At 74.9% G+C, this 13,147-nt stretch carries 11 protein-coding genes; 7 read left to right on the forward strand and 4 right to left on the reverse strand.

What is annotated here, in order from left to right; translation table 11 throughout:
* Nucleotides 1–116: 116 nt before the first annotated feature.
* Together ACIBCA_RS07720 and ACIBCA_RS07725 are read left to right on the forward strand one after the other, a co-directional pair.
* A complete protein-coding gene (locus ACIBCA_RS07720) occupies nucleotides 117–569 on the forward strand; it encodes a MaoC family dehydratase (RefSeq protein WP_396281936.1) in 453 nt (150 codons plus the stop codon).
* Nucleotides 570–875: 306 nt separating this feature from the next.
* Complete coding sequence (locus ACIBCA_RS07725) at nucleotides 876–2,045, forward strand: MBL fold metallo-hydrolase (RefSeq protein ID WP_396282389.1); 1,170 nt, start codon at nucleotides 876–878, stop codon at nucleotides 2,043–2,045.
* A gap of 83 nt (nucleotides 2,046–2,128) precedes the next feature.
* Here the strand turns inward: ACIBCA_RS07725 and ACIBCA_RS07730 are convergent, their stop codons facing one another.
* From ACIBCA_RS07730 to ACIBCA_RS07740, 3 genes are read right to left on the reverse strand one after another with little or no spacing between them, the layout of a single operon-like run.
* On the reverse strand, nucleotides 2,129–4,852 hold the full coding sequence (locus ACIBCA_RS07730; RefSeq protein ID WP_396281937.1) for a DUF6493 family protein: 2,724 nt from the start codon (nucleotides 4,850–4,852) through the stop codon (nucleotides 2,129–2,131).
* Nucleotides 4,849–4,977, reverse strand: a complete 129-nt coding sequence (locus ACIBCA_RS07735; RefSeq protein ID WP_396281938.1) for a hypothetical protein — start codon at nucleotides 4,975–4,977, stop codon at nucleotides 4,849–4,851. Before ACIBCA_RS07735 ends, ACIBCA_RS07730 begins: the two co-directional genes overlap by 4 nt.
* A gap of 3 nt (nucleotides 4,978–4,980) precedes the next feature.
* Complete coding sequence (locus ACIBCA_RS07740; protein WP_396281939.1) at nucleotides 4,981–6,393, reverse strand: SWIM zinc finger family protein; 1,413 nt, start codon at nucleotides 6,391–6,393, stop codon at nucleotides 4,981–4,983.
* 170 nt (nucleotides 6,394–6,563) lie between these two features.
* Here ACIBCA_RS07740 and ACIBCA_RS07745 point away from each other — a divergent pair, with 170 nt between their 5' ends.
* From ACIBCA_RS07745 to ACIBCA_RS07760, 4 genes are all read left to right on the forward strand, one after another.
* Nucleotides 6,564–7,460: an acyl-CoA thioesterase gene (locus ACIBCA_RS07745; protein WP_396281940.1), complete on the forward strand. Its 897-nt coding sequence runs from the start codon at nucleotides 6,564–6,566 to the stop codon at nucleotides 7,458–7,460.
* A gap of 151 nt (nucleotides 7,461–7,611) precedes the next feature.
* The gene (locus ACIBCA_RS07750; protein ID WP_396281941.1) at nucleotides 7,612–8,265 is read left to right on the forward strand and encodes a TetR/AcrR family transcriptional regulator; all 654 of its coding nucleotides are present in this window, start codon (nucleotides 7,612–7,614) and stop codon (nucleotides 8,263–8,265) included.
* Between the two features lie 209 nt (nucleotides 8,266–8,474).
* Nucleotides 8,475–10,118 carry a BCCT family transporter gene (locus ACIBCA_RS07755; RefSeq protein ID WP_396281942.1) on the forward strand — a complete coding sequence of 548 codons (1,644 nt, stop codon included), beginning with the start codon at nucleotides 8,475–8,477 and terminating at the stop codon, nucleotides 10,116–10,118.
* A gap of 121 nt (nucleotides 10,119–10,239) precedes the next feature.
* Nucleotides 10,240–10,425 carry a hypothetical protein gene (locus ACIBCA_RS07760; RefSeq protein WP_396281943.1) on the forward strand — a complete coding sequence of 62 codons (186 nt, stop codon included), beginning with the start codon at nucleotides 10,240–10,242 and terminating at the stop codon, nucleotides 10,423–10,425.
* 79 nt (nucleotides 10,426–10,504) lie between these two features.
* On the opposite strand, the gene ACIBCA_RS07765 is transcribed toward ACIBCA_RS07760, so the two are convergent.
* Entirely contained in the window at nucleotides 10,505–12,214 is a 1,710-nt protein-coding gene (locus ACIBCA_RS07765) for a DUF2398 family protein (protein WP_396281944.1), read from the reverse strand.
* Between the two features lie 212 nt (nucleotides 12,215–12,426).
* Between ACIBCA_RS07765 and ACIBCA_RS07770 the strand changes: the two genes are divergently transcribed.
* Nucleotides 12,427–13,134 carry a lysoplasmalogenase gene (locus tag ACIBCA_RS07770; RefSeq protein WP_396281945.1) on the forward strand — a complete coding sequence of 236 codons (708 nt, stop codon included), beginning with the start codon at nucleotides 12,427–12,429 and terminating at the stop codon, nucleotides 13,132–13,134.
* Nucleotides 13,135–13,147: the final 13 nt, after the last annotated feature.

Raw genomic sequence — 13,147 nt, forward strand, 5'->3', positions numbered from 1 at the left:
TTTCGCTCCTGCTTTCCTCCTGCTTTCCCTCCTGCTCCTGACAGATACCGACGGGTAGGCATACGCTTCCGGCGTCCTGGCCCCGCCCCGGGCCCCCTCCCCCTCCAGGAGCGCACGTGACGAGCTTCGCCTCCCTCGCCGAGCTGACCGCCGCCGTCGGCACCGAACTGGGCACCAGCCGGTGGCACACGATCGAGCAGCGGCAGATCGACCTGTTCGCCGAGGCGACCGGGGACCACCAGTGGATCCACGTGGACCCCGAGCGGGCCAAGGAGAGCACCTTCGGCTCGACCATCGCGCACGGCTACCTGACCCAGTCGATGATCCCGGTGCTGGCGAAGGAGTGCTACAGCGTCGAGGGCGTGCGGATGGCGCTGAACTACGGCTCGGACAAGGTGCGCTTCCCCTCACCGGTGCCGGTCGGCACGGCGATCCGGGCCACGGCCGAGCTGGTGTCGGCCACCGAGGTGCCGGGCGGGGTCCAGGCGGTGGTGCGCTTCACCATCACCAGCGAGGCGGGGACCAAGCCGCACTGCGTCGCGGAGACGATCACCCGGTTCTACGCCTGAGGCACCTGGAACGCCGGGGACACCCGAGCGCTTCCCACGCACCCGCGTACGCCGTTCGGCCCGCGCCCGGGCCTCCACCAGGTCCGAACGGCGCACGGCGAGTAACCTCCGACGAGATGGTTGTCGTACCGCAGTGACCCCGCTGGTCACGCGGTACGCGCCCCGGCACGCCCGGTAGCCGTGACCGTCCTTGGAGGAGCCGTGCCCCGCCCCGTCCCCTGGTTCTCCCGCCTCGCCGGTCTGTCCGCCCTCTTCGTCCCCCCGAGCACCCCCGCCGCCGCCCGCGCCGTCCCCGGCCTCGCCGGGCTGCCCCGGGCGGCCTGGCACCGCGTGCGCACCGACGCCTTCGGAGCCGAGCCCCGGGGCGAGCGGCTGGCCCGCATCCGCCGCTCGCCCCAGTTCGCCGACGGCGCCTTCCGCAACCCGCTGCCCACCCGGCGCCTGGTGTACGAGCGCAGCCCGCTGGAGATCACCCGGGCCCAGCTGACCGGCGACAAGACGCGCCGCTCCCCCGCCGCCGCCGTACCGGTCCACCGCCTCCTGCCCGCCGACCTCGCCGCCCCGCCCGCCTCCGGCCTGCGGCTGACCTGGCTCGGCCACGCCACCGTCCTCGCCGAGATCGGCGGGCGGCGGGTGCTGATCGACCCCGTCTGGGGCGAGCGCTGCTCCCCGTTCTCCTGGACGGGCCCCAAGCGGCTGCACCCGGTGCCGCTGCCGCTGTCCGAACTCGGGCCGGTGGACGTGGTGGTGGTCTCCCACGACCACTACGACCACCTCGACATGGCGACGGTGCGGGCCCTGACCGCGACGGAGGCGGTGTTCGCCGTGCCGCTGGGCGTCGGGGCGCACCTGGAGCACTGGGGGGTGCCGGCCGCGCGGATCGTCGAACTCGACTGGTGGGAGAGCGCCGAGGTCGCGGGGCTCACGCTCACGGCCACCCCGGCCCGCCACTACTGCTCGCGCGGGCCGCGCACCAGCCCGCTGTTCCTGTGGGCCTCCTGGGTGGTGGCCGGCGGCGGACACCGGATCTTCCACAGCGGGGACACCGGGTACTTCCCCGGGTTCGCCGAGATCGGGCGGCGCCTGGGCCCCTTCGACGCGACGATGATGCAGGTCGGCGCGTACAGCCGGTTCTGGCCCGAGGTGCACATGACCCCGGAGGAGGGCGTCCGGGCCCATCTGGACGTGGGCGGCGACCTGCTGCTGCCCATCCACTGGTGCACCTTCAACCTCGCCATGCACCCCTGGGAGGAGCCCGCGGAACGGGTGGTCGCCGCCGCCCAGGCCCTCGGCGCCCGCCTCGCCGTACCCCGCCCGGGCAAGCCCTTCGAACCCGCCGCCCCGCCGGCCCTGCGCCTGTGGTGGCGCGCCGTCGCTGCGGCCGCCCCGGGCGGCGCCACGCCGGAGCCCGTGGCGGCGGTGGCGGGCGGACAGCAGACGGATGTCAGCGAACAGATTTCATCATCTGCCCGCTGACATCTGTTCGCTGTTTTCTGTCCGCTGTCCGCTGTTCGGTGTCTGCTGTTCGGTGTCTGCTGTTCTCTCTTCGCCGAACTCCGTCAGCTGTCCCCGAGGACGTCTCGCAGAGTCCGGGCCGCCTTGACCGTCCGGCTGGAGCCGGTGCGGGCGGCAAGGGCCGTCACCTGCGCGATCGGCTCGCGGTCGGGGGTGCGGCGGGCGGTGTCGGCGGCGACGGTGAGGAGGTCGCCGACGCCCCGGGGCGCCGGGTCGGCCGAGGCCAGGAGCACGGGGAGGACCGCCGCGAGGACCGACCAGACCGTACGGTGGGCCCCGGTCTCGGCCGCCAGGGCCAGGGAGGCCGCGAGCCGGTTGGTCTTGACCGTCCCCAGAACCGCAAGCTCGCCCAGCTCCCGCCCGAGCAGGCCCGGGTCCAGGTCCCCGCGGGCGGCGAGGACCAGCAGGGCGTCGACGGCGCCGGTGCGGTCCTCGGCCGTGGCCGAGCCCAGGCAGTACGCCAGCGCCAGGTGGACGGCGAGCCCGGCCGGACCGCCCGCCTCGGCGAGCTGCGGCAGCAGCCGGCCGGGGCCGCGCTGGTCGCGGTCGGCGGCCTCCGCGAAGTGGTCGAGCCAGCGGGCGGCCAGCTCCTCCCGGTGCCAGGGGAGCATCGCGGCCCAGTGGGCGATGGGCCGCCAGGCCCAGTCGTAGTTCCGCTTGGACCGGGCGACGCTGGGTTCGGTGGCCGCGAGCAGCTCCCGGAACTCGGCGGCCAGGCGCTTGGCCACGTCCGCGCCGATCCCGGGCTGGGCGACGGCCACCCGCCGTACGTCCTCGAACCAGTGCTCGCCCGGACGCAGGCTCCGCCCCGACGCCCTGGCCGGCTCGAACAGCACCCGTTCGGACGGTTGGGCGGGCAGGCCCCCGCCCCGCAGCCACTGCGCCAGCTCCTGCCCGGCCGGGGAGGTGAGCGCCCCGGCCGCCCGCAGCACGGCCTCGTCGGCGGGCAGCGGACCGACCCTCAGCAGGGCGGCGCTCAGGTCGGCGTGGCCCGGCGTCATGCCCGCCGACTCGTACCCGGCGAGCCGGGCGACCAGCGCGGCCGGGTCGAGCGCCCCGGAGGCGTCGGTCGGGGTGGCGAGCAGGTAGGGCGGCCGGGTGGCCGTGACCTGCCAAGCCGCCTCCTCCAGCCGGGCCGCCAGCGCGCTGCCGTGCACGGTGGAGTACCCGCTGCGCAGCGGGGAGCGCTTCTTTCCGCGCAGGGCGTCCCAGAGCCGGTGCGGCGGAGTCTCGCCCGCGATCGAGGCGACGACGTAGAGCACGTCCTGGGGCACGCAGTCGCCCCAGTGGCCGCCTCCGTTCCACGGGTGGGCGCGGCGGACGGGCTCCAGCGCGGCGAGCAGCCCCTCCCGGTCCAGGTGGGTCTGCCGGATCAGCCCGTCCAGAACCCGCTCGAAGACGGCCACCTCCGGCCGCTCCTGCGCGAGCAGCGCGGACAGCTCCTCGGCGAGCTCGGCCGCCGAGGCGACGGGCTCCCCGAGCGGGAGCGGCACGGGGACGGGCGGGAGCACCTCCTCGGTGTCCGCCGCGGCCTCGCCGCCGACCGGGGCGCCGAACAGCTCGCCGGCCCGCGCGTGGTGCACCGGGCTGAGCAGTTCGGCGGCCTGCCGCAGCTCGGGCAGCACCGCCTCGCCGGCCGCCCTGAGCTGGCGAGCCACCACGTTGAGCGCCCGCTCCTGCACGCCCGCGTCCGGGTGCCCGAATGCCTCGGCCGCCGCGAGCGCCGCGGGCCCGGCCCGTTCGGGCGAGCGCCGGGCGGCCTTCTCCAGCCAGCCCAGCTGGGCGCGCACCAGCTTCTTCTCCGTACGGAAGAGCACCACGGCGGAGGCTTCGACCAGCGCCTCGGGCTCGATCAGCCCGGCCTCGTCCAGCCCCGCGAGCACCTCCTGGGCGTGCCCGGCGAGCACCGAGGGCCCGTCCAGCAGCGCCAGGAGGTCCCGCGCCCGCGCCGCGTACTCCTCGGGCGTGGGGTCGAGCGCGCTCAGGATCTCCAGGAACTCCTTCTGGTCGGGCGCCTTGCCTCCCCGCAGCAGCCGGGCCAGGCAGCCGTCGAGCAGCCCGGCACGGTCCAGTTCACCGGTGGCGGCCAGGGCGGCGATCGCCGTCGCCCAGGAGTCGCCCGCGTCACCGTTGAGGTTGCGGGACAACTCGTGGGCGACGTCGGAGAGTTCGAAGAGCCGCGGGACGAGGACCGGGGTGTACGGGTCGGCCCGCAGCCGCTCGACGAGGGCCGTCCCCCTGCGGCCCTCCTGGAAGTCCTGGACCAGCCAGGCGCGAACGAAGGCCTCGCTCGTCGGCACCGGGCAGCCGGTGCGCTTCACCACGGAGTCGACGAGCGGGTAGTAGAGCCACCAGCCCCAGCGCGGGGAGGGCCGCTCGGCGAGCCGGGTGGCCACCTCGATCTGCCACTCGACGGGCTGCGCCTCCACCACCTTGGCCAGTTCGCGGCTGCGCGCCCAGTCGCGGCCGGAGAAGTCGCTGCCGGACATCCAGGTGGCGGCGCCCGCCGGGCCGGTGTGGCAGCCGGCGCCGGCCACCAGCAGCGCGCCCCGGACGGCGAGGTTCTCGCGGGACCACTGGTCGCGCATCTCCTTGCGCAGTTCCTTGAGCCCGGCCAGGGCGGCGCGGCGCTGGGCGGCGTCCAGCTTGCCGACCAGCACGGGTATCCAGGACGTCCGCCCCGCCCTGACGGCCGCGAGCAGCCGCTCGGGGCCCTCCTCGGCCTCCATCACGGTCAGCACCGCCGCCGTCTCCTCGCCACCGCTCATGCCCGTACGCCCTGCCCGTTCTCGTCGCTCTTCACGTTCTCGCTCTTCACGTTCTCGCTCTTCACGTTCTCGCTCTTCACGTTCTCGCTCTTCACGTTCTCGCTCTTCACGTTCTCGCCCTGCACGGTCTAGCCCTGCACGTTCTCGCCCTGCACGGTCTCGACCTGCACGTTCTCGACCTGCACGTTCTTCTCGACCTGTCGCGTCATCGTGACCGCCAGCGCGTGCTTGCACGGCCCGCGCCCGCCCCGGTACTTGGCCCACCACAGGCAGGTGCAGCTCACCCGCCCGTCCGCGTCGGTGCGCACCCGCTGGATGTGGTCGTCCACGGTGACCACGGCCGTCGCCCCGCCGTCCTCGATGCGCACCGCGCCCGTCTCGACCAGGGCCCGGGCGGCCCGCAGCCGGGGGTTGGCCGCCTCGGCCCGCCCGGCGTCGTAGGGGAGCTGCCGGTGGAAGTACGCGGCCTCGGCGGTGTCGTAGCCGATCTGCCCGGCGGTGCCGAGCCGGGTCAGCGCGGCCCGCACCCGGTCGGTGCCGATGCCGCACTGCTCGGCGAGGTCGGCGATCTCGATCCTCGGCTCCCAGGCGAGCATCACGGCGACCAGTTCGGCGTCCTGCTCGACGGTGCCCGTCGCCAGCGCGCCGAGCACCCCGCCCTCGCCGGAGAAGCCCCGGGAGGCGTCCGGGGAGAGCGTCAGGGTGAGCCGCATCCCGGGCAGCACCACCTCCCAGGCGGAGGCGGCGGGCCCGGAGGAGGCCGCCGGCCCGTACACCCGCAGGGCGAGCGCGTGCCGCAGCACCCGTTGCAGCGCCACCAGCCGCTCCGGGCCGGGCAGGCAGACGGCGCCGGGCACCGGGCGGGTGGTGGGCCGCAGCGTCCGCCCGGCCGGGACGACCCAGCTCGCGCCGGCCCGCCCGCCGCGCGGCAGCGAGCGCAGGAAGCGCACGGCCTCCGCGGCGGGCAGCTCGGCGCGCAGGTCGAAGCCGGAGGCGATCACCTGCGTCTCGGCGAAGCCGCGCAGCCAGCGCTCGGGCAGCGGCACCTTCTTCTCGACCAGCGGTCCGTCGAAGGTGGAGACCTCCAGCGCGTCCGGCCCGACGGCCAGGTGCAGCGGGTCGGAGGGCCCGATCCTGGTGAGCGCCTCACGCAGCGGGTTGTTGACGTCCACGTTGGTGGTGCCGTGGCCGATCTCGTCGCCGTCCAGCCCGGCCTGGAGCACGTCGAGGCGGGCGTAGACGCCGCAGCAGCCGGAGAAGGACTCGAAGCGCAGCCGGTCCCCGTTGGCGGTGACCACCGGGTCGAGCGAGGCGCGCAGCTGTGGTTGGTAGTACCGGGCGGCGGCGACGTCCGCGACCGCGAGCAGCGCGGCCGCCGCCGGCGCGGGGTCGGCCAGGAAGCCCGCGAAGAAGCGCGGGTTGGCCGCCGCCCCGAGCGGGGTGGCGCCGCCGGAGGTGGCCAGGTCGAGCCGCCGGCCGCCGGCGCCGTCCAGGACGGCCGACGGGCGCAGGTAGGCGTACGCGTGTGCGGATTGCGTCATGGCGAGCACGTTAGGTGAGGGGACCGACATCCCGCCCCCGCCAACCCCGCTTCTGAACCATGACTGGACCGTGACTGGGCCACGACTGGAACAGGTTCTACCATCCCGAGATGCCCCGATCGTTACCCAGGTCACACCACCCCGCCCCCGCCGTCTGCCACTATGAGCGGGTGACCGACCTGACCCACCACGGCATCCGCACCGCCGGCCCCACCGGATCGTTCGCCGGGCTGCTGGAGATCGAGCCGCTGGACAAGAACACGTTCCGGGGCCGCTGCCACGCCGGCGCCCCGATGCGGGCCTTCGGCGGCCAGGTCGCCGCGCAGGCCCTCACCGCCGCCGGGCGCACCTGCGGCGGCGACCGCGCCGTGCACTCCCTGCACGGCTACTTCCTCCTGCCCGGCGACCCGACCCAGCCGATCGACTACGAGGTCGAGCGCGTGCGCGAGGGCCTCTCGTACACCACCCGGCGCGTCACCGCGGTGCAGAACGGCGCGGCGATCTTCACTCTCTCCGCCTCCCTCAAGCGCCCCGAGACGGCCGACGACCGCCACCGCGAGATGCCGGACCTGCCCGGGCCCGAGAGCCTGCCCGACGCCTTCACCCCCCTGGACGAGGGGCTGCGCGCCGCGATCACCGGCAGCGGGTTCCGTGACCTCGAACTGCGCTTCGTCCCCTCGGACGCCCCGGGCGTGCCGCCCGCCGTGCCGGGGATGCCGCAGCAGTTCGTCTGGCTCCGCATCGCCTCCCCGCTGCCCGCGGGGGATCCACTGCTGCACGTCTGCGCCCTCACCTACCTCTCCGACCTCACCCTCGCCTCCACCGCCGGGCTGCACCGCCAGCCGAACTTCTTCCAGCGCACCGAGCCGCCCCGGCTGCTGATGGCCTCCCTGGACCACGCGATGTGGTTCCACCGCCCGTTCCGGGCCGACGAGTGGCTGCTGTTCGCCCAGCGCAGCCCCTCCGCCTCCGACGGCCGGGGCCTGGCCCTGGGCGAGTTCTACGACCGCGAGGGCCGGCTGGTCGCCTCCGCCGTCCAGGAGGCGCTGATCCGCGAACGGCGCTAGCGAACGCGGTACAAACAGCGGTACGAACGGCGGCACGAACGCCCGTACGACCGGCGGCGGCACCCGGCGAACACCGGTGACGGCCGTACGAACGGAAGGGGGCCGGTCGGCGTCATACTCCTGAGCGGCCCCGGCCCGTATCATGGTGCGGGTGACCAAGGTTGACCTGTCACCACGGCCGGTGGAGGCGATGTCTCCGCGCCAGCTCGAACGCCGCGACAATCTGATCGCGGCCGCGCTCGCCCTGGTGAACGAGATCGGCGTCGAGCGGCTGCAGATGAAGCAGGTCTGCGAGCGGTCCGGAGTCGCCCTGGGGACGGCGTACCGCTACTTCTCCTCCAAGGACCACCTCCTGGCCGCGGCGATCGCCGAATGGCACCGGCTGCTGCTGGCGGACCTGGTGGCCGAGCTGCGCGGCCCGCGCGCCGGACTCGGCGCCACCGACCGGGCGGTTCGGTTCGTCCGCGGAGGGATGCGCGCCTACCAGCGACAACCCGAGCTCGCCCGGCTCCGGGTGGCCGTCGCCGCCTCCACCGACCCCTTCGCCAGCGAGGCCCTCCAGGGCATGGCCAGAGCCGACAGCACCGCCCTCCAGGCGGTCACGGCCGAGGTGCCCGCGGCCGCCAGCGACCTGGTGCGGCACATCGTCGCACACGCCTGGCAGGGCGAGCTGACGGCCTGGGTGACCGGCCGCACCACCCTGGGCGACGCCCGGCGCAGGCTGGAGGACGTGGTGCGGCTGGTGCTGAACCCGTACGAGACGCCATACCCGGCCCCGTACGACATCCAGCCGGCCCGTCCCTAGCGCAGCAGACGGGGGCGGCAGACGGGGGCAGCAGACGGGGCGGGAGGCGGGGGCGAGGCGGCCGAGCGGCTGAGCGGCCGGGCGGCGGCGCTGACGGGACGTAAGTCCTCACCCGCCGCCTCTCCGGCGCGCCCTCCCGCCGCTTCCGGGAGGAACTGGACATAGTGCGACATGCCCTCTGAAACCCCGCATGTCGAGAGGTCCGCCCGATGAGCAGCCAGCCCCCGCAGACCGAGCAGCGCGCGAAGGAGCCCGACGAACCCGCCGCCACCCTCCCGACCGACCGGTGGGTGTTCGGCGTCAGCGCCGTGCTCGTGCTCGGGGTCGTCGCCTGGGGCGTCTTCGCCGAGGACTCGCTCGGCAGCACCTCGGGCAGCGCGCTGGGCTGGGTGCTGCACAACTTCGGCTGGCTGTTCGTCGTCGCCGCCGATGTGTTCCTCGCCGTCACCGTGCTGCTCGCCTTCAGCCGCTTCGGCCGCATCCGCCTCGGGCGCGACGACGACGAGCCGGAGTTCTCCACCCTCGCCTGGGTCGCCATGATGTTCAGCGCCGGCATGGGCATCGGCCTGATGTTCTACGGCGTGGGCGAGCCGCTCCAGCTCTTCGCGGCCCCGCAGCCCGGCTCCGGCCTCGAGCCCCAGAGCGCGGCCGCCGCCCAGCAGGCGCTGGAGTTCTCCCTCTTCCACTGGACGCTGCACCCGTGGGCGATCTACGCCGTCGGGGGCCTGGCGCTGGCCTACACCACCTTCCGCAAGGGCCGCGGCAACCGGATCTCCGCCGCGTTCGTGCCCCTGCTCGGGCAACGCGGCGCCGACGGCTGGCCGGGGCGGGCCATCGACCTGCTGGCCGTCTTCGCCACCGTCTTCGGCTCCGCGACCAGCCTCGGCCTCGGCGCGCTGCAGGTCGCCGACGGGCTCGGGTACATCTCCTCCGTCCGCAGCACCCAGAACGTCCAGATGATCATCATCGGATCGCTGACCGCCGCGTTCGTGCTCTCCGCCTTCTCCGGCGTCCACAAGGGCGTCAAGTGGCTCTCCACGGCGAACGTCGTCCTCGCCTCGCTGATCATGCTGTTCGTCTTCGTCTTCGGGCCGAGCGTCTTCGTCCTGGACTCCGTCCCCGCCACCGTCGGCGGCTACCTCTCCGACCTGCTCGCCATGTCGACCCAGACCGGGGCGCTGACCGACGAGAAGTGGCTCGGCTCCTGGACGATCTTCTACTGGGCCTGGTGGCTCTCCTGGGCCCCCTTCGTCGGCACCTTCATCGCCCGCATCTCCCGCGGCCGCACCATCCGCCAGTTCCTGCTCGGCGTGCTGCTGGTGCCCAGCGGGGCCACCGTCATCTGGTTCTGCGTCATGGGCGGCACCGCCATCCGGCTCGTCACCACCGGCGCGGCCGACCTCGTCGCCACCATCCCCCGGGGCGCGGAGGCGTCGCTGTTCGAGATGCTGGACGCGCTGCCGCTCGGCTCCTTCACCAGCGTCGTCGCGGTGCTGCTCGTCATGACCTTCTTCATCACCAGCGCCGACTCCGCCTCCCTGGTGCTCGGCTCCCTCTCCAGCCGGGGCTCCCTGCATCCGCGCACCTGGCTGGTGGTCGTCTGGGGCGTCCTGATGGGCGGGGTCGCCGCCGCCCTGCTGCTCGCCGGCGGGCTCACCGCGCTGCAGAACGCGACGATCCTGGTCGCGCTGCCCTTCGTCGTGGTGATGCTGCTGCTGTGCGTCTCCCTGATCAAGGAACTGCGGGAGGACCCGGCCGCCGGCCCCTCCCGCTTCCACCCCGCGCACGGCCTGCGCGACGCCGTACGGGTGGCCGTCGGCGAGGCCCTCGCCGAGCGCCGGAGCCGCCTCTGACCTGCGCGTACGCCCCGCCCGGCACCGGGTTGGGGTGTACGCGGCCAACCGACGCCCAACCCCCGTCCGGACTTCACCCGCGCGTACCGACCGTTCACACCGCCCTGGAACCCTCCCTGACATGACCGCCAACCCTCCGGCGCCCTTCGAGGAACAGCGCTTCCCGCTCCCCCAGCGCCACCGCCGCCTGCTCGCCTGCTCCGCCGTGCTCGCCTCGATCCTCCTGGGCACGCTCGGCGTCGGCGCCACCGTGGAGACCGTCCAGCACGGGGTCACCACGACCGCCACCGGCAGCACGGGCAAGTAAGACCCCAAGACCCACCGCAGTGCTTCGAGCACCGCTGTTCCCGACGGGACGGCGGTGCTTTCGCCTTCCCCCGGGTGCTTCAGGCGTTGGGGCGGGAGTGGCGGCCGGTGCCGGGGGTGGGGTGGAGGTCCGGGGCCGGGGCGTAGCGGGCGGCCGGGGGGCGCAGGCGCCAGGTGGTGCGCGGGGTGGGGGTGATCAGGCCCAGGCGGTGGAGGAGGTCCAGGGCGTCACGGCGCAGGGCGGTGCGGTCGGCGAGGTAGCGGGACGGGAGGGCGTGGTCGTCCGCGATGTCGCCGAGGACGCCGTCTATCAGCGCGTCGGAGACGGGAACGTCCCCCTCCGCCGCCTCCCCTGGCAGCGGCCGGACCTCCTCGACCAGGCGCTCCACCAGCAGCAGCGCCGCCCGGGCCAGGGTGCCGGTGCCGGGCAGGGCGAGGTCGGTCAGCTCCTCGGCGGGGTCGAGCAGCGCGACGCCCTCGGCCCGCAGTTCGGTCTCCAGGCCCAGGAACTCGGCCAGCGCGGCCGGTCCGCTCAGCCGGTGCTCGTGCAGCCAGGCGCGGCGGTCCTCGGGCAGGTCGGCGGCGATGACGGCGGGGGTCTCGGCGAGCAACCGCCGTACGGCGGTGGCGGGTTCCGCCTCGCAGGCGCGGCGGACGAGGTCGGCGGGGCCGTCCGCGAGGGCGGGCGGACCGGCCGGGACGGCGCGGGCGAGTTCGCGGTCGACGGTGAGGACGAAGGCGCTGTCCGCCGGGTCCTCGGGCAGGTCCCCGAGGATCTGCCAGCCGGAGAGCGCGGCCAGCGCCGCCGTGGTGTCGGCGGGCACGGCGGCGAGTTCGGGGGCGGCGGCGCGCATCGCGTCGAGCAGGCGCCGGTACGGCAGTTGCTCGGGTGCGTCCACCAACAGGGCCAGGGCGAGCGCGAGTTGACCGTACGCGGCCGGGGTGAACGGCGCGCCGGTGGCGGGATTCTCGAGGCGGCGGGCACCGCCGGGCCCCAGCCCCGCCTTGAACAGGCGGGCGTGCCAGGGGCCGACGACCAGCCGGTAGCCGAGCAGGGTGTCGAACCGCTCGGTGAGCCAGTCGCGGTGACGGCGGATCAGCGGGAAGCCGTCCGCGTGCGGGCCGGAGGCGGTGACCAGCGGGTGGGCGAGCAGCAGCCGCGCGGCGATCCGCCGTTCGGCCTCCGGCAGCCCCACGGCGCCCTGTCCGGCTCCCGCCGGAGCCGAGCGGTCCTGAGCGGGGCGCGCGCCCGGCTGCCCGCGTTCGGGCCGGCGGTGCCGGCCGGGGCGGCCCGGCTTGGCGCCCGAGCGGACGACGGGCAGCGCCGCCTCGTCGAGCCGGGCCCGCCTCAGGGCGCCCTCGGCCCGGGAGTCCTGGGCCTCGCGGGTGCGGCGGCTGGCCGTGGCGTGGGCCGTCGGGCCGTGCCACCAGCTGACGTCGGGATCGGCGGGCCCGGTGGCGGACGGCTCCGCCGGGGCCCCGAAGTGCCGGGCCGGGTACAGCCCGAAGGAGGCGGCGCACAGGTCGTCGGCGGTGCCGGGCGTGGCGGCGGCGAACCAGTGGGCCAGGCGCAGCAGGCCCGGGTCGGGCGAGAGCTCGGGATCCAGGGCCTGCTCGGCGTCAGCACGGGCCGGGGGAACGGCATCGGGTGCACCGTCAGCCGCCCCGCCCGGGCGGGCCGCTTCGCGTACGGCGACGGCGGCGTCGGTGGCCCCCACCCCGCCCTTGCGCCCGTCCGTCCGACCGGCGGCCACCCGGGTGGCGCCGATCGCGTACTCCTGCTGCTCCATGTCGGGGACCAGACTAGACGCTGCCCGGGTCACCCGGTGGCACCAACGGAGGCCGTGGCGAAATGCGCACCCGGCCACCACCGTCCGCCCCTGGCCACGCCGGGGTTACGCGCGGGTAACCCCGCCTTTCGGCCGCCGGACCTGCTCCCTTAGGCTCGAACGGGCTCGAAGCCTCCCCCACCGTCCCGCGTCCGATCACGAAGGCGACCCGCATGACTCTTCGCACGACCACCCGTGCCGTCCTCGGCGCGCGCCTGCGTTCGGCCTCGAGCCTGCTGGGCGGCTACGCCACCACATCCGCGACGCACCTGGGCGCGATCCTGGCCGGGTCCTCCGTGCTGCGCAACGCGACCAAGCCCGCGCTGATGCCGCTGCTGGCCGCGCACAGCGTGACCACCGCCGCCGAGGAGGGGCGCAGGGCGCCGGAACTGCTGGCTCCGGCGCTGCTGCTGAGCGCGGGCGGGGACGTGCTGCTCCAGCTCAAGGACGACACCGCGTTCCTGGCCGGGATGGGCTCCTTCGCGGCGGCCCACGTCTGCTACGTGGCGATGTTCGTACGGCGCGGCGCGCTGACGGACCGCCGCCGGGCCTTCGTGGTGGCGGCCGCGTACGCGGCGGCCTGGGCGGCGATGGTCGGGCAGCTGTGGCCGGATCTGGGGGACCTTCGCGTGCCGGTGGCCGGTTACAGCCTGCTGCTGGCCTCCACGGCGGTCACCTCGGCCGGCCTGGGCTGGCGCACGGGCCTGGGCGGGGCGCTGTTCCTGCTCTCCGACACGCTGATCGCCACTCAGCTGGCGAAGTGGCGGGAGCTGCCGGGCCATCAGTTCTGGATCATGGCGACGTACGTGCTGGCGCAGTACCTGCTGGCCACCGGCACCCTGCGCCACGACGAGGAGCTTTCCGCTTCGGCTTCCGCGTAGCAGCACCGCGCCA

Origin of the sequence: Kitasatospora sp. NPDC051170 (genome assembly GCF_044455705.1) — a bacterium.
Lineage (GTDB): Bacteria > Actinomycetota > Actinomycetes > Streptomycetales > Streptomycetaceae > Kitasatospora.

Bases quoted from the DNA above. Each gene is read 5' to 3' on its own strand.
- ACIBCA_RS07770 (WP_396281945.1), top strand. From the start codon at position 12,427: ATGACTCTTCGCACGACCACCCGTGCCGTCCTCGGCGCGCGCCTGCGT.
- ACIBCA_RS07755 (WP_396281942.1), top strand. From the start codon at position 8,475: ATGAGCAGCCAGCCCCCGCAGACCGAGCAGCGCGCGAAGGAGCCCGAC.
- ACIBCA_RS07765 (WP_396281944.1), bottom strand. From the start codon at position 12,214: ATGGAGCAGCAGGAGTACGCGATCGGCGCCACCCGGGTGGCCGCCGGT.
- ACIBCA_RS07740 (WP_396281939.1), bottom strand. From the start codon at position 6,393: ATGACGCAATCCGCACACGCGTACGCCTACCTGCGCCCGTCGGCCGTC.
- ACIBCA_RS07760 (WP_396281943.1), top strand. From the start codon at position 10,240: ATGACCGCCAACCCTCCGGCGCCCTTCGAGGAACAGCGCTTCCCGCTC.
- ACIBCA_RS07730 (WP_396281937.1), bottom strand. From the start codon at position 4,852: ATGAGCGGTGGCGAGGAGACGGCGGCGGTGCTGACCGTGATGGAGGCC.